This window comes from Arthrobacter sp. CDRTa11 (assembly GCF_026427775.1).
Classification (GTDB): domain Bacteria; phylum Actinomycetota; class Actinomycetes; order Actinomycetales; family Micrococcaceae; genus Arthrobacter.
The window spans coordinates 4,525,830-4,542,082 of sequence record NZ_CP044532.1 but is presented as its reverse complement, the minus strand read 5'-3'; the positions used below and the strand labels follow the sequence as shown (position 1 = coordinate 4,542,082).

Here is a 16,253-nt window from a genome sequence, read left to right as displayed (position 1 = left end):
AATGCACACAAACTGATGTGGCAGTTCTAGGTTGTTCAGTGAGCCGGCGGTGAGGCGCCGTAATCGTTGCGAATAGTTGATGAGCTGCGCGCAGCTCATGCCTTGCCTAGGCCATGCGCGGCCTGCGCGTTCACCTGTGCTATGCCCGGGAGACCTCCCGCAGGTGGAGGCAGACTTCTTCGACCGCCCATTTTGCCTGCACGAACGCGCCGATCTCAGTGATGAAACCGTGAAATACGCCGGCATACCTGGTTAGCGAGACGGGGACGCCGTCATGCCGCAGCCGTGCTGCATACGCCTCGGCGTCGTCTCGGATAGGGTCAACCTCCGCAGTCAGGATCAGTGCCGGCGGCAGGCCGCACAGTGACTTGGCGCGCATAGGAGCCGCGAGATGATCGTCCGCCCGGTGTCCCGGGCCGACGTATAGGTTCCAGAACCAGCGCGCGTCCGCGGTACTCAACAGCGGTGCATCGGCGAATTCCGACCACGACGGCATGGAAAATGTCCCATCGACCGCAGGGTATGCGAGCACTTGAGTCACGGGCAGGGGGCTGCCCTCGTCGCGTCGATGGAGGCAGAGGGCAGCGGCGAGGTTGCCACCGGCAGAGTCACCCCCCACAGCGACCCGTTCCGGATCAATACCGAGTTCCGGTGCCTTTCCGGTCAGCCATGCGTAGGCGTCGAGGCAGTCTTCAAGTGCCGCCGGGTACGGGTTTTCCGGAGCCAGGCGGTAATCCAGGGACACGACCGTCCATCCGGATCCGGCGGCAATCGCACGGCACAGCTCGTCTGCTCCGTCCATAGTTCCAAGGACGAAACCTCCGCCATGCAGATAGACGACGGCGGGCCTGCCGCCGTCTTGAGCGTCGTTCGCGCGGTACAAGCGAGCCCGGATCGTACCCGCGCGGGTCGGCACGGTCAATTGTTCGACTTGGGCAAGCGGTGTGATCGGCTCGATGGATGGAGCTGTATCCAGGAGCATCCGCGCCTGCTCCGCTCCCAGCTCATGGAGGGGTTTGGGCAGGACATGGTTAATCATCCGGGCGGCAGCCCTGGCATCCTCGTCGAGCAGATTCCACCACTTGGGGGCGTTGTCGTCCATCTCGGTTACCTTCGCAGTCATTGACAAAAAGTGATCTGTACCTCACCATCATAATCACATGATCAAGTCGGTCGAACGACTATGAACTCATGCTTCCCTTGGGATCCGCTGCTGACGCCTACCGCGCGCAGGGTCTCGTTGAAACGAAAGGACAAGAGGATGACCGAAACGACAATCGGCCACGCGACACGCGAGGCCGATCCGGTCGGCGGGGTCGACATACGGATTGAGGACGATGCTAGTCCGATCGTCCGGCTGGTCGGCCGCACGATTGCCGATTCCATCCGTGCGAACCGTGCAGACTCCATCGTGGAGGCGGTGGATGGCAGTTTCGCTGTCCGCTCGCACGACACCCCACAGGCTGCGACAGTTAACATCTCGAACGGGGTCGTTGCGGTATCGAGCGGTGTACTCGTCGACCCTGACGTAACCCTGGTCGTCGACCTGAACGGGCGGTTCGCCCTGTCCGGCGCGCCTGTTGTTGGCGAAGGTCACGGCGACCTCGCTGCCACCGCGCTGGCACTGCTGTCCCCGCCGCTGCCCGACTGGCAGGTCGCCGCCGAGACCTTCTGGGCCGCAGCGCGAGCGGTACCGGGGATCCCCGACGTACTCGTGGCTATCGCGCACGGCCCCGACGGGCTGTCTGAGCTGGTCGTTGGCGAGGGCGATACGCAGTATATAATTGCTGGTTCTCCTGACGGACTGGCTGGTATCTTCTCGGGCGCCGACGACCTGATCGCCGCCCTCTCCACCGGGCTGATCGGCGTACGCGGAACGCTCTCTCAGCTGTCGGTCATGGTCGGCGCATCCTGGAAGGTTCGTTACAATGTCTGAAATCACCACCACTTCGATGGACCAGGACGCCGTCCACACAGTTCGGCTCGAGGCCACCAATCACGAGGGCTCATTTCTCGGCAAGAACCTCGCCCCCAAGAAGTTTGCGGCGAACGCAGGCTCGGGCTTTGCGTTCGCCGATCTCCTGTTCGGCCTGGACCTAGGCAATGTCCCCACCTTCGGATTTGCCTACCCCGACTGGCGTGGGCACCTGGCCGACGTCCAGTTCCGGCCCGATATGTCGACGCTGGTGCAGTGGGAACCTGGCCTGCAGTCCGTGATCGGTGACTACTGGCAAGCGGACGGCACCCCGGTCGGAATTTGTCCACGTAACCTGGCCCGAAAACTGGTTGAGCGAGTCGGAAGCCTCGGTTTTACGGCCACTGTAGCCGTCGAGATCGAGGCGACACTATTCCAAGAGTCCATCCACGAGGCCCGCGCCAAGGGATATCGCGACCTCACCCCGCTTGGCGGCTCTGCCGGAACCGCGTACCACCTCGCGAAATCCAAGGACTGGATCGACTATATGTCGGCCGTTTCCCGTCGCCTTGACGAGATCGGCATCGAGTGGGAGGCGTGGAGCGACGAGGACGCAGCTGGTCAGGTTGAACTCAACCTAACCCCCGGTGACCCGATCTTGGTCTGCGATGCCTGGGCTCGCACCCGGCAGGTAATGCGCGAGGTGGCCTTCGAACTCGGTCACACCGTGACCTTCATGGCCAAGCCGACTGCCGGATACGGCCAGGCCTCGCACGTAAACCTGTCCTTGCAGCGCGACGGGGTGAATGCGTTCTACGCCGAGGACGGGCCCTCGTCAACGATGCGGCACGCAATTGGCGGGCTCCTAGCAACGATGCAGGGTGCGACTTCGATTGTGCTCCCGCAGATCACCTCGTACCGCCGTCTGGTCGATCTGAGCGGCCCGCCGACGACGGTCACGTGGGGCATCAGCAACAAGACCACCGCGGTGCGGGCCGTATGCGGGCACCCGGAATACTCGCGGCTCGAGTACCGAGTTCCTGGAGCGGACGCAAACCTGTACCTCGCGGTTGCTGCCATTCTCGCCGGAGTGTGCGCCGGCTTGGACGGCTCGATTGAGCCTCCCCAGCCAGTTAGCGATATGGCCTGGTGTGCGCCCGACCTCGAGCGCTTGCCGGATACCATCACCAAGGCAGCCGCTGCTCTGGAAGCGGACCCGATCCTGCGTGAACAACTCGGCGATGAGTTCGTCGACTACTGGGTGGGTACGCGCCGGTGGGAGTGGATGCAGTTTCACACCGCTGGCGGCGATCCGTTCGCCGAGCTCTCGGAATGGGAGTCGACACGATACTTTGAGTTCCCGTGAGCTCATGCAGCACGACGACGGGCACCATCCGGCCACTCATCGGCGTCACCGGCCGACGGTTTCGGCTGGGCCTGGTCGACGGAATGGACCAGCGCTACGGTCATCTGTTCGCTGACGCCTTCATGTCCGACTTCTCAGACCGGATCGCCAGGGCTGGGGGAATTCCGGTGGATCTGCCCTATGACGCCGACCCGGAGGCACTCTGCCACTGGCTCTCGGGCGTGGTCATCACCGGAGGCCAGGATGTTCATCCCGCATGCTGGGGTGGCGATCTGTCGGTGGTCCGCGACGTGAATCCGCGCGATAATCCGATGGTCCACGACGCAACTCGGGACGAGTACGAGATCGCGCTTGTGCGTGCCGCACTCGCCAGGGGCATCCCAGTCCTCGGGGTGTGCCGGGGCCTGCAGATCCTGAACGTCGCTTTGGGCGGCACGCTGATCGCTGACCTTCCGCACGGCTCCGTCGAGCACCTTTCAGGTTCGGCCGCGCCGTTCGACGGGGCCGACGATCACAAGGTGACGTTCGTGCCTGGCTCGCTCGCGGAACGGCTGTTCGGAGCAGGCGCTGTGACCAACTCGTGGCACCACCAGGCGGTCGACAGCTGCGGAACGGGCCTGGTGGTCACGGGGCGCGCGGGGGACGGCGTCGTCGAATCGGTAGAGCTGCCCGGGGCCGCGGTGCTCGGCGTCCAGTGGCATCCAGAATGGATGGAGCGCGACGATCCGGCGTTGAGCTGGATCGTCATCGAGGGGAACCGCCGGATAGGGAGTTGCGTTCCGCCGCATGACCATGAGGCGGAACGCGACAACCTGCACGGTTAGTCGACGCAGCGGCGATGTTCGCCGTGCTGAATCGTAGAGAGGCGCCAGCGGTTCCGGCAGGATCTTCAAGACTGTGACTGCCACCAAGGGTGGCGGTCACAGCTGTCTTTCTTGTCAGCGCGGTATCCACCCGGGCTCATCCGGGGACACGAGCGGAAGCATGATTTCCTTAAGCTGAGGCCCTTGAAGCCCGGGCCCCACGCTCAGACGAATCGCCAAGGTTCGCGGACATCCAGGCGTTGAGCACGCCGAGGGTGAGCTCGATCTGTGGCAGCGCCGCTGCGCGGTCGGTGAACACTAGCCAGTTCAGCGCGAATCCGTCGGACAATGTGGAAACGATATAGATCAGATCGTCGATGGTACTAGGGTCGACCGACTGGCCGGCAGAGGACGCGGCGTTCAGGAGGATCGGCCGCATGGTCTCGAATGCCTCGTTGTACACCAGCTCGGCCTGCTTGTCCTCCTGACGCTGGCCCCAGCTGATCAGCTCGACGATAGCCGGGCCGACGTCAGGATTTGCAACGTACCATTCCAGCAGGCCGCGCAACAGTTCGCGCGCGGTGGTCTCGACGTCGCCACGGACAGCGTTTCGCGTCAATACCTCACGATACTGCCCAGCTACGTATTCGAAGACTGCCGCGAACAGCATTTCCTTGCTGGCGAAACAGTAGTGCAGCGTGGCTAACGGGGCGTTCGCCTCCTGGGCGATGCGACGCGTAGTGGCTCCCTCCACTCCGTGGGCGGCGATCATGCGCACAGCCGCCGCCACCAGTTCCGCGCGACGTTCTACGGCGGGAATGCGAGTCATGGGTTCCTCCTGGCGGTCATGGACGGACGACTGATTGAGTCAATCCAAACGCTACCAGCCCCCGACCGCGAGCGACAGGGCGCAGCAATTCATCGAGCACATCCTTCATGGTCATTTGCCTTGATCAATTGACCATGAAGGGGTATTGTCATGACTGAAATCACATTCCCGAAGTGGTGACGGCGGTAGCTACGAGCGGCGGGGACGAGATCTGCAGGGACCCATGCTGCCGGCGGACAACAGCTTCCTAACCTGCAGTGTTGACGAGAGCTCCGCAGGTTTTCCCAGGAGCTCCAACCTAAGCTCGATGGCTCTCGAGGCGCTACGTCGGCTGCGCCCGAGGCCCGAGGTCGGATGTTCGACCCCATGGTTCTGCTGCAGCGCGACGACCGCCCGACGATCCAGGACGGCCAACCCACTGCCGCCTAAGACATTCGAAGAGGACCACATGACAGAAGTCGAATCAGCACACCGGCAACGCGCGATGGCAGTCGATCGGATGGCTATAGACCCACCGATCGATACCCTCCTCGGCCTGCTGGCCAACCAGGCGCTCACCTGTCCCGACCGTGAGTTTCTCCGGTTCTCAGAAGGATCCTGGACCTTCGGCGAGATCGAGGACTGGACGTCTCGTCTCGCACAGCGCCTGATCTTTGAGAACGGGATTAGCGTTGGCGATCGCGTCGCAATCATGCTGCCCAATGTGGTCCAATGGCCGGTCGCTTGGCTTGCGATCCTCAAGGCCGGCGGCGTTGCAGTGCCGGTGAACTCGTCGTATCAGCGCGCCGACCTGGAATTTGTGCTCCGAGACTCCGGCGCGCGGGTAATGTTCACTGACACCGATCACACCCCCCTTGTCGAAGAGGTGCGCGCAGCAAATGGTGATCTGGGGGACATCCAGATCGTTGAAGGCGCGTCGCCCGGTGAGCTCGCGCAGTATCCGGCGGACACACCCGCCGTCGCCATCTCGGGTGAGACGCTCGCCAACCTCCAGTACACCTCGGGGACCACCGGATTTCCGAAGGCGTGCATGCTGAACCACGACTATTGGGTCCGACTGGGGTGGATCTGCGCGAGCGCGGCAGGCCTCGGGCGGGATGACGTGCTACTTACCGCACAGCCGTTCTCGTACATGGATCCGCAGTGGAACACCTCCTTGTGCCTCACGATCGGCGCGACGTTGGTGGTGCTACCTCGGTTCTCCGCCTCGGGTTTCATGGCGGAGGTCCGCCGACACCAGGCGACGTTCTGCTACGTGCTCGGCTCAATGCCCACGCTTCTGTTCAAGCAGGCGCCGAGCCCGGAGGACCGGGACAACGACTTGCGACTAGTGCTGTGTTCGGCAATCCCCGTTGCGCTGCACGCACAGCTCGAACAGCGTTGGGGAGCACCGTGGCGGGAGATCTTCGGAATGACCGAAAGCGGGGCGGATCTTATCAGCCTTCCCGAGAACATGGGCGATGTTGGCAGCGGACGGCTGGGGCAGCCCGTTCCCACAAAGCAGATCCGGGTGGTCGACCCGGCTGGCCGGGAAGTTGCGGTGGGAGAACCCGGCGAGCTGATCACATCGGGGAAGCCGATGATGCTCGGCTACTGGAACCGCCCGGAAGACACTGCGAAGGTTTTCCGCGATGGCTGGCTGCACACTGGTGATGTCGCGGTCCGTGAGGCGGACGGCTACCGACTGGTAGGACGAATCAAGGACATGGTCCGACGCGGCGGGGAGAACATCGCAAGCGCCGAGGTCGAACGCGTCCTCGAGCGCAATGCCATCGTCGTCGCTGCGGCGGTGATTGGCGTTCCGGACGAGCTGTTCGGCGAGGAGGTCAAAGCCGTCGTGCAGCTCGCCCCTGGCGTTGAGGAAACCCGTGCGACCGCAGAGCGAATCATCGACGCCGCGCGAACAGAGCTGGCGCGCTTCAAGGTTCCACGCTACGTCGAGTTCGTCGCCGATTTCCCGCGTACCCCATCGGAGCGCGTGTCGAAGCCAGCCCTCAAGGCCCGCTCCGCCGAGCATCCGGGCATCACCTACGACCTGCAGCCGCCGCGAGCCGTCGGCAGCGGCAACTGAGGAGCAAGACATGACAGACAACGACCACCTGAATGTGCAGATCGATCATGACGTGGCGGTGCTCACGCTGAACCGCCCGGAGAAACTAAACGCAATGGACGCGCTCACCCGGGTGGAGCTCGCTCAGACGATCCGCCGGATCGGAGCGGGTGAACTCGTCCGCGGGATCGTACTCACGGGAACAGGTCGGGCCTTCTCCTCCGGCGAAGACCTGCAGACTGTGCCGAGCTCGTATGACGAGGTCCGCGAGGCCTTCGCCAGCTTCCACGACATCACCCGGGCCATTCTTGAAACGAAAGTCCCCGTCGTTGCGGCAGTAAACGGCATCGCGGTGGGCGGAGCCTCGGAGGTCACCCTGTCCTGCGACTTCCGGATAGGCACCCCAAACGCCGAGTATTACCAGCCGGAGAACCACCGCGGGATCATCATTTCGAACGCCTCGAGCTTCCTCATGGGCCGTCTGGTACGCAACCACGCCATGCGAATCATCCTGGGCTCGGAACGGATCAACGCGGACGAGGCCCTGCGGATCGGGCTTCTCGACGAGATCGTGGGCCCGGAGGCGCTGCTGGACCGCGCTGGCGAGGTACTCAGGCAGTGGAACTCCGATCCCCGCACCACCGCGCTGCACCTGGATCTGCTGCGGCCGCGCCCTGAAGACATCGAGGCCGCATTTACCCGCGAAGACAACGCCGCCCGCGAGTCGTGGGAGTCCGGCGCATTCACCGAGGGCATAAAGCGCTTTTGGACATCGAAAAAAGCGGCGTCGACGACGCCCGCGACGAGCAATTGAAATCGGAGACGATGATGATCACCACCGAAGCAGCACTACTCACCGCCGTAAACGAGCCACTGGTACTTACCAAGATCCGCGTCGACGATCCGCAGCCGAACGAGGTCCGCGTCGCGGTCTCGAACGTGGGCCTTTGCCACAGTGACCTGCACTATATGACCGGTACTGTGCACACCGATCTGCCCGTTGTGGTTGGGCACGAGGTGGCGGGCATCGTCGAATCAGTCGGCTCCACAGTAACCGGGTTTCGCCCGGGCGACCGTGTCGTCGGCGCCCTCACGCCCTCGTGTGGGTTGTGCCGCAACTGCGAGGCAGGCTACTCCACACAGTGCCAACGCGGTGCACAAATCCGACAGCGGCTCCGCCCCGCTTTCCAGCTGCCGGGAGGCCAGGCCGTCGAGCGGCTCGGTGACATCGGCGCGTTCTCCCGCCACATTCTGATGCGGGAGAACTCGCTGGTGAAGGTCCCGGATGGGGTGGGGCTGCACGTCGGCTGCCTGCTCTCCTGCTGCATCATCACCGGCGTCGGGGCCGTGTTCCGCGGCGCCAGGGTGCGCCCCGGTGCCACCGTGGCCGTGATCGGCTGCGGCGGTGTCGGGTCAGCCATCATCCAGGGGGCGCGGCTCGCTGGCGCCTCGGCGATTGTCGCCGTGGACCTCGACGACGCCCGGCTCGCGGCCGCCCGCAAATACGGTGCCACGCATGTCGTAAACGGCGCGGCCGATGTCCCCACCGAGATCCGGAAGATGCTGGGCGACGGCGTGGACTACTCGTTTGAGGCGGTAGGTTCCGCGCGTACCGCGGCCACAGCGCTGTCCGTCCTCCGGGGCAGGGGTACCGCATGCCTGGTAGGCATCGCACCGGACGGCACCCACCTCACCCTCCCGGCGTCGGACTTCTTCTTTGGCGAGAAACGCCTCATCGGCTCCTACATGGGCTCGGGCCAGGCACACGAGGACATCACCCAATTCTCTCGTCTGTACCTGCAGGGCCGCCTGCTGCTCGACGAGATGGTCACCGACGTAATCCCGTTCCGCGAGATCAACGACGGCTTCGAGGCAATGAAGTCGGGCGAAGTGACCCGCATCGTCGCCGACCTCACCGTCTGACTGCACCAAAATCCATCCACACACCTACTCATCGAGGGAGGCCGTTAGATGACAAACACACAACTGCCGCAGCCGATCAACTACATCGCGGACGAATGGTCCGAGTGCCGCGTGATCCAGGACGCCTGGAATCTCGACCCCAACACCGGGCAGCCCATCCACCGTGCCGTCACGACCAGCCCGGACGACGTGGAGCGCGCCTTGCGTCATGCCGAGAGGTCGTACAGCTTCGAGGGCTGGGACGAGGCGGCCAGCGAGGAACGTGCAGCTGTCATCGAGCGTGCGGCCGCCCTCGTCGAGACCCGGATCGAGGACATCGCCCGCACCGATGCCCTCACCAGCGGCGTCCCGATCGCGAGGGCCCGGAGGATCGCAGAATTCCTCCCGCACAGGATCCGCTCTGCCGCTGCGGAACTTCGGGCCATCCCGCGTCGCAAGGCGCTGGAAGCCGGTGGCCGCGATGTGCGGCTGTACAAGGTCCCGTGGGGCCCGGCCGCGGTCCTCACCCCATGGAATGGCCCGAGTTTTATCCCCGCCGCGAAGACGGTGAGCGCACTGGCTGCCGGGTGCCCCGTCATCCTCAAGCCTTCTGAGCACGCGCCGAGCAGCGCCCAAATTATCGTTGACTGCTTCGTCCAGGCCGGGCTGCCTGACGGTGCGTTGCAGCTCGTCCACGGGGCCGGCGACGTGGGCGCAATGATCACAGGCGATCATCGCGTGAAGATCGTCGCGTTCACAGGCGGCCCGAATGCCGGACGCGCGATCGCCCGGGCGGCAGCGGAGGACTTCAAGGTGCTCCAGCTCGAGCTCGGCGGCAACAACCCGGCCCTCGTGCTGGATGACGCCGACATTGACGTCGCCGCCGACGCAATCTTCGAGGGGATGACGAAGCTCAACGGTCAGTGGTGTGAGGGCCCCGGGAAGGTGCTGGCGCACAAGAAGCTCGTAAAGCCGCTCCTGGACGCGCTGACCGACCGCATCTCTCAGGTCGATATCGGGCACTCGCTTGACGAGGACACGCAACTGGGACCCATCTCGAACGCCCCGCATTTCGCCACGCTGCGGAGCCGGATCGAAGCCCTGCGGGCCCACGGCGCGACCATCCATCAGCCCGCGGAGCTCCCCGCGCTCGACGGGTTCTTCCTTTCGCCCACTGTGGCTTCGGGAGTCGACGCGTCGGTGGCGACCGCCGAATTGTTCGGGCCGCTCGTCAGCGTCCATTCCGTGGAGTCCAACGAGGACGCACTGCGCGCGGCCAATGCCAACCCGTCAGGCCTCGACGCGTACGTGTTTGGTGGCGACCTGGAGCGCGCCATAGGTATCGGATCCCGGGTGTTGTCGGGCGAGGTCCGCGTGAACGGTGCCAAGATCGCGGATCTCGGCGAAGGTTCGGCCCAGAGCTTCTGGGGCGCTTCCGGAATCGGTGGCCACGCCCCTGGTGAGGCGGTCCGGGTATTCTGCGGCGACCGTGTGGTCGGCGTCGATTCTCCCGACCTCCCTATCTAGCTACCCCCAAAGACACCCCTTGACTGTGACCCGGACCACTGGTCTACTTGAACTGGATCATTTGACTAAATCAGATGATCACTAGCGAAAGCGGAAATATCAATGAACTTCCCCTCCACCTCCCACACTGGTGTCGTCGATGTCATCGGCGTCGGCGCCGGCTACGCCGGCCTCTACCTCTCACACCGGCTCACAACGGCCGGGTGGACCTTCGCAGGCTTCGAGGCCGGACCCAGTGTCGGCGGCACCTGGTTCTGGAACACCTATCCGGGCGCCCGCTGCGACGTCGAGAGCATCTACTACTCGTACTCATTCGACAAGGCACTCCAGCAGGAATGGACGTGGAGCCAACGATTCGCGCCGCAGGCCGAGATCCTCAGCTACATCAACCACGTCGCCGACCGCTTCGACCTGCGCAAGCACTTCACGTTCAATACACGAGTGGTCGGTGCGACGTGGAACGCGGCCGACCGGCTATGGGAGGTTCAGCTGGACAACGGCGACACCCGACGCAGCCGGTACCTTATCTCGGGCGCCGGCGGGCTCTCCACCCCCAAAGACTTCGACGTGCCGGGCCTGAAAAACTTCACGGGACTCCAGGTGTCCACCAGTCGATGGAACATCGCACTCGACGACCTCGCCGGCAAGCGGGTCGCTGTAATCGGAACCGGATCATCGGGTGTGCAAGCCATCCCATTGATCGCGGAGGTCGCGGAGCACGTTACGGTATTCCAGCGAACCCCCAACTACGTGATGCCGGCCCGCAACACCGAACTCTCCCCAGAGCAGGTCGAATCCATCAAGGGTGACTACCATGCGATACGCGAGGAGTGCCGGCACTCCCTCGGCGGCATCCCCGATCATCCCTCAACCGAAAAGGCCCTTGATGTATCCGCCGAGGAGCGTCAGCGTCGCTACGAACTGGCCTACGAGCGCAGTGGTTTCAACGGCGTCGGCGCAGAGTTCACCGACCTGCTCACCGACGTCGAAGCGAACCGGACGGCGTCGGAATTCATCCACAACAAGATCCGTGAGATCGTCAAGGATCCGGCCACCGCCGAGCTCCTGGTGCCCAAATACCACCCTCTGGGTGCCAAGCGCAGCTGCTTCGGAACCGATTACTACGAGACCTTCAACCGGCCCAACGTGTCACTAGTGTCGTTGCGCGACGAGCCGATCGAGACTATGACGGCGAATGCGATCGTCACCTCCAACGGGACGTACGAGGCGGACGCCGTGGTGCTCGCCATCGGTTTCGACGCCTTCACTGGCCCGTTGTACGGGCTCAATCTCACCGGCGCGTCCGGCCAGAAGCTGCAGGACGCCTGGCACGACGGTGTCCGCACGTACCTCGGAATCATGACCGCGGACCTCCCCAACTTCTTCATGGTTGCTGGCCCGCAAAGCCCTGCGCTGGCGAGCAACGTGGTAGTGACTATCGAGCAGGCAGTGGACTGGATCGCCGACCTCATCGAGTACGCCCGTGACTGCGGCGCGACCCTGATTGAAGCCACCGCCGAGGGGCAGAACGACTGGGTGGACATCTCGGAGGAGACCGTGGCCGCCACCCTGTATGCCACTACCGATTCCTGGTACCGCGGCTCCAACATCGAGGGCAAGCCGAACACGTTCATGGGCTATCTGGGCGGTGTCGGCAAGTACCGGCGGATGTGCACCGAGATCGCCAGGCGAGGCTACCCCGGCGTCCAGATTGACGGCGAGGCAAGTGCCCGTCACCTCGGCCCCATCCATCAGGAGATCTCATGAGCAAAGCAGTCCATCGGCGCTACGTTGCTTTCTCCGACGCGCACTATGCGGGCAATCTGGTCGACGGCGCCTTCGCGCTGAAACTCTTTGGTGACGTCGGGACGAACCTTTCAATCGAGCAGGACGGCCACGAGGGCCTGTTCGCCGGTTACTCGTCTGTCGAGTTCCTCGCTGCCATCCGCGGCGGCGATGTCGTAGAGGCCGAGGCCAAGCTCGTGAAGAAGGGCAACCGCAGCCGCACGGTTGACTTCGAGCTCCGCGTCATCTGCCGGGCCTCCGACGGCACCGGCCGATCCCAAGTCCTGGAGCCTCCCTTGGTGGCGGTGCGTGCTCGCGGCACCGCGGTCATCCCTGCAGTCGAGAAGGAGTAGTGACAATGAAACTGATCCACGAAACGGGTTGGGCAGAACCGCCCGCCATCGCAGAACAGCCTCTGACGGGTGACATCGACTGCGATGTCGTCGTGATCGGCGGGGGCGGGGGCGGGATGTCGGCCGCGCTCCGTCTCATCGAAAAGGGCGTTGACGTGGTGCTCCTCGAGGCGCAGACCCTCGGCTGGGGCGCCAGCTCCCGCAACGCCGGCTACATCACGAACTCGATCGCCGCCGATCCCGAGCTGCTGGGCCTAATGCTCAAGCCCGAGAGGCTGCGCAGGCTGTACAAGTTCGCCGAAAACGCGGTGCACTTCGCCGGTGACGCCATCAGCCACCACGAGATCGACTGCGGCTACCAGCAGGAAGGAATCGTGATGGCCGCAGTGTCCAAGGGGCAGCTGGGGCACGCGCGCCGCAACGCGAAGGTGATGGCCGCCGCCGGCTCGTCTGCCAAATTCGTCGAGGGCCGAGAAGCGGGCCTTCCGGAAGGCTTCCTGGGCGGAGTGCGCGAGGGCGTTGGTGGCACGCTCAACCCGGGCGAGTTCGTTCTCGGCCTGCGGGCTGCAACCCTCGCGTCAGGGGTGCGCGTCTACGAGCACACCCCTGCCCTGGACGTAACGGACGCTGGCGGCGGTGTCACCGTTGAGACACCGAATGGAAGGGTGCGGGCTCGCAAGGCGCTGCTGACGACCAACGCCGACAGCGCTGGTCTTTCCATCGTGCCGAAGAACCTCGTGACGCCGGTGTGGACCTCCCTGGTTGAGACAGAACCCGTCGCACCAGCGCGGCTTGACGAGATCGGCTGGACCAGCCGCGCCCCGATGGTTACCCTGCACATGATCATCGAGAGCTACCGCGTCACGCCGCGGGGCACCATCGTCTTCGGCACCCGCCGCGTGCAGACCGGCCGGAGTCCACTGCCTGACCGCACTCCGGCGCGAAACATCGCTGATGACCTGGTCCGCGGTTTCCGCGAGCGCTTCCCTGCTCTGCGCGACGTTAAGCCGCAGAAAGCCTGGGGAGGGTGGATTGGCATGAGCTCCACGTGGCTCCCCGTGGCCGGCGAGGCCTCCGACAACGTGCTGTACTCCCTCGCCTGCAACGGCCACGGATTCGCCCAGGCACAATACGTGGGCCATCTGCTGGCGGACCGGATCGCCGGCGCACCGCTGCACGACGACCTTGCCCCAATCTGGCACGGCCGAAAGCGCTTCTCGCGCAGTTTCGTCGGCGGCCCCGCACTGTACGCGGCCTGGCTTGCCGACCGCGCGTCCGACCGCTTGGCAGCCTTCACAAAATGACTAGCGCCCCCAGCATTCTGCTCGGCTTCTTCGACGCCCAGCCGATCGGCTGAACTAACCATCCAAGGAGAAAACAATGTCTATCCGAGAGCTGCTTTTCGCGGTCGCGGACGTCTGGATGATCGCCGTAGGATTCACCTACGGGATCAAATTCATCCGAAACCACAAGAACTACCTGCTGGGCATCGAATGGATCGTCGTTGCAACATCAGGTACCAACTTCCTGATCTACGGCCTCCTCAAAGCTGGTCACGACAGCCCAATGTACACCTTCGCATACTTCCTGGACGCCTTCTCGCGGTCCATCGGCATCACGCTGATCCTCGTCCTCGGACTGATGAAGGTCACCCACCGGTACAAGCCATCCGCGAAGGTGGATGTCGGCGTGTTCGCCTTCGCAACAGTGGTCGGCTTGCTCCTCAGCCAGTTCGCCGATGAGATCGGCACCCCCGGCAAGATCTTCTACATCGTGGTCAACGTGCTCACCACGATCTTCCTGATCTACTTCGTCAAGCGCCTCTGGGATATCAATGAGCGCGGTCACGCTGCGTTGGCCGCCGTTGCCACGGCCTGCGGATTCGTCATCGCCGCGACGTACGACTTCGTCCACATCCCGGGCGACGACGCGGAGCGCACGATCTTCTACATCTTTGCGCTGTCCACATGGGGCCTGCAGATGTTCGCGTACTACCGCGCTTACCGGGTGTTCGACGCCTATAACAATCGCGTCGACGACCAGGCGGTCAGCGGCAGCGCTCGCGTTACGGCATGATCCGCGTCGACGTCGTCCCTTACCCCGAGGCCCTGAACGTCGTCACTCATTGGTGCCGAGGGTCGCCGCACCTTCCCCTAAACAAGTTTTGAGTCAGGAGTCATCATGACAACGCAGGAAGTACTGGAAGAGACCGTTGAGGTGGTCGTCGTCGGCGCAGGAATGGCGGGGTTGATAGCGGCTACCACACTGTCGCCGGAGACCGACGTGGTTGTGCTCGAGTCCACAGATCGCACCGGCGGACGAGTAGAGACTGTCCGGCAAGGCGACTACTGGATAAACATCGGCACCCAGTTCACCGAGGGCACGGGCACGCTGATCGAAGCCCTTAATCGGCATGGCATCAAGATGGGCTCACTCGCAGGCAAGAACATCGCGCTGTATCTTAACGGTGGAATGGTCGACACGTCGAACCCCGTCGCACTGATGTTTCGCACGCGAATGACCATGATGGACCGTATCGGTATGGCCATTGTCGGCGCACGCATTCTCTCGGTCATGCCGTTCCTCGAGTCGCAGAGCAGTATCGCACAACGGGTGCGCGCCAACCTCGAAACCAAGCTGGGGTCGTACCTGCTCAAAGGCGTCCGGTCAGAACTGGCCCACAACCTCGTCCGGTCGTGGTCGGCGCAGTGGATGGGATGCGAGTTGGAGGAGACCGCAGCCACCCAGTTCGTCACGTCGGTGGGGCTCGCGCTGGCCGACCCAGAGAAGATCCCGAACTTCTCGCTGCCGGTGGGTGGCAACCAGACGCTGACCGACGTACTGGTACAGGACCTGGGTGGCCGGATCCGGCTGAACTCGGTGGTGCAATCTGTGCGGCAGGACGGCGACGGCGTGGTCATTGACTACCAGGACGGTGACCGTCCGGCACGGCTGCGAGCGAAGCGCGCGATCGTGACTGCACCCAGCGATGTCGCCGAACGGATTATCCCGCACCTCTCGCAGCAGCACCGGAACGCTTTCAACGACATCACGTACGGGCGTTATGTGATAGTCGGATTTTTCACCGACGAAGTCGGGCCGCAGCGTTGGGACGACTACTTCGCCGTCTCAACGCCGGAATTGTCGTTCCAGGCGATGTTCAACCACGCCGCAGCGATGCGAAACGGGGGCAACCGTGAGCCGGGTGGAGCACTCGCCTGTTTCGCCGGTGGCGCCCAGGCCGACGCGTTGTTCGACCTATCTGACGAGGAGATCGTGTCACGATTCACGAAGGACCTGTTGACGGTGTTCCCCGAGCTTGAGGGGAAGCTGGGCGAGGGCATCGTGCGGCGACACCGTCGGGTCGTGCCCTTCTGGGCACCCGGGCGAAGGAACTCGCTTCCAACGTTGCGTGATCCGCTCGGAACTATCTACCTCGCAGGTGACTATCAGCTCGATCTGCCGTCCCTAGCAGACGCAGCGACCTCGGGCGAGCGAGCCGCCAAGGCCGTACTGGCGAGCCTGCGCCGGCCACAATGAACGACGACAGTCCGGGGTGATCAGTCACTTCACCAGCTGGCAGGGGATGAGAATACTTATCCGACCCCGGGCCGGTTCTTCCCTTGGCACCGTAGGGAATGTGCAGAGGTCTACATTTCGTGGCTCCGCTAGGGCGTGATGTTCACAACCAGCGGGCAAGCATCAAGTTGGTCAAATAATCCA

At 63.8% G+C, this 16,253-nt stretch carries 14 protein-coding genes; 12 read left to right on the top strand and 2 right to left on the bottom strand.

Annotated features, from left to right (window positions below; all coding sequences use genetic code 11):
- Positions 1–139: 139 nt before the first annotated feature.
- On the bottom strand, positions 140–1,123 hold the full coding sequence (locus F8G81_RS20605; RefSeq protein WP_267276492.1) for an alpha/beta hydrolase: 984 nt from the start codon (positions 1,121–1,123) through the stop codon (positions 140–142).
- Positions 1,124–1,261: 138 nt separating this feature from the next.
- Here F8G81_RS20605 and F8G81_RS20600 point away from each other — a divergent pair, with 138 nt between their 5' ends.
- The 3 genes from F8G81_RS20600 to F8G81_RS20590 are packed head-to-tail and all read left to right on the top strand — an operon-like array spanning position 1,262 to position 4,105.
- Entirely contained in the window at positions 1,262–1,936 is a 675-nt protein-coding gene (locus F8G81_RS20600; protein ID WP_267276491.1) for a hypothetical protein, read from the top strand.
- Complete coding sequence (locus F8G81_RS20595; RefSeq protein ID WP_267276490.1) at positions 1,929–3,281, top strand: glutamine synthetase family protein; 1,353 nt, start codon at positions 1,929–1,931, stop codon at positions 3,279–3,281. Before F8G81_RS20600 ends, F8G81_RS20595 begins: the two co-directional genes overlap by 8 nt.
- Complete coding sequence (locus F8G81_RS20590; protein ID WP_267276489.1) at positions 3,278–4,105, top strand: gamma-glutamyl-gamma-aminobutyrate hydrolase family protein; 828 nt, start codon at positions 3,278–3,280, stop codon at positions 4,103–4,105. Before F8G81_RS20595 ends, F8G81_RS20590 begins: the two co-directional genes overlap by 4 nt.
- 169 nt (positions 4,106–4,274) lie before the next feature.
- On the opposite strand, the gene F8G81_RS20585 is transcribed toward F8G81_RS20590, so the two are convergent.
- Positions 4,275–4,913, bottom strand: a complete 639-nt coding sequence (locus F8G81_RS20585) for a TetR/AcrR family transcriptional regulator (protein WP_267276488.1) — start codon at positions 4,911–4,913, stop codon at positions 4,275–4,277.
- A gap of 448 nt (positions 4,914–5,361) precedes the next feature.
- On the opposite strand from F8G81_RS20585, the gene F8G81_RS20580 reads away from it, so the two are divergent.
- The 9 genes from F8G81_RS20580 (at position 5,362) to F8G81_RS20540 (ending at position 16,070) form a co-directional block, all read left to right on the top strand.
- Complete coding sequence (locus F8G81_RS20580; RefSeq protein ID WP_267276487.1) at positions 5,362–6,984, top strand: class I adenylate-forming enzyme family protein; 1,623 nt, start codon at positions 5,362–5,364, stop codon at positions 6,982–6,984.
- Positions 6,985–6,994: 10 nt separating this feature from the next.
- Positions 6,995–7,777 carry an enoyl-CoA hydratase/isomerase family protein gene (locus F8G81_RS20575; RefSeq protein WP_267276486.1) on the top strand — a complete coding sequence of 261 codons (783 nt, stop codon included), beginning with the start codon at positions 6,995–6,997 and terminating at the stop codon, positions 7,775–7,777.
- Positions 7,729–8,886: a Zn-dependent alcohol dehydrogenase gene (locus tag F8G81_RS20570; RefSeq protein ID WP_267276485.1), complete on the top strand. Its 1,158-nt coding sequence runs from the start codon at positions 7,729–7,731 to the stop codon at positions 8,884–8,886. Before F8G81_RS20575 ends, F8G81_RS20570 begins: the two co-directional genes overlap by 49 nt.
- Before the next feature lie 48 nt (positions 8,887–8,934).
- A complete protein-coding gene (locus F8G81_RS20565; protein ID WP_267276484.1) occupies positions 8,935–10,392 on the top strand; it encodes an aldehyde dehydrogenase family protein in 1,458 nt (485 codons plus the stop codon).
- Between the two features lie 102 nt (positions 10,393–10,494).
- On the top strand, positions 10,495–12,159 hold the full coding sequence (locus tag F8G81_RS20560; protein WP_267276483.1) for a flavin-containing monooxygenase: 1,665 nt from the start codon (positions 10,495–10,497) through the stop codon (positions 12,157–12,159).
- Positions 12,156–12,530 (top strand): hotdog domain-containing protein, encoded by a 375-nt coding sequence (locus F8G81_RS20555; protein WP_267276482.1) that lies wholly within the window; start codon positions 12,156–12,158, stop codon positions 12,528–12,530. The genes F8G81_RS20560 and F8G81_RS20555 overlap by 4 nt, the downstream gene beginning before the upstream one ends.
- A 5-nt stretch (positions 12,531–12,535) precedes the next feature.
- A complete protein-coding gene (locus tag F8G81_RS20550; protein ID WP_267276481.1) occupies positions 12,536–13,834 on the top strand; it encodes an NAD(P)/FAD-dependent oxidoreductase in 1,299 nt (432 codons plus the stop codon).
- Positions 13,835–13,910: 76 nt separating this feature from the next.
- Complete coding sequence (locus tag F8G81_RS20545) at positions 13,911–14,606, top strand: hypothetical protein (RefSeq protein WP_267276480.1); 696 nt, start codon at positions 13,911–13,913, stop codon at positions 14,604–14,606.
- Between the two features lie 105 nt (positions 14,607–14,711).
- Complete coding sequence (locus F8G81_RS20540) at positions 14,712–16,070, top strand: flavin monoamine oxidase family protein (RefSeq protein WP_267276479.1); 1,359 nt, start codon at positions 14,712–14,714, stop codon at positions 16,068–16,070.
- Positions 16,071–16,253: the final 183 nt, after the last annotated feature.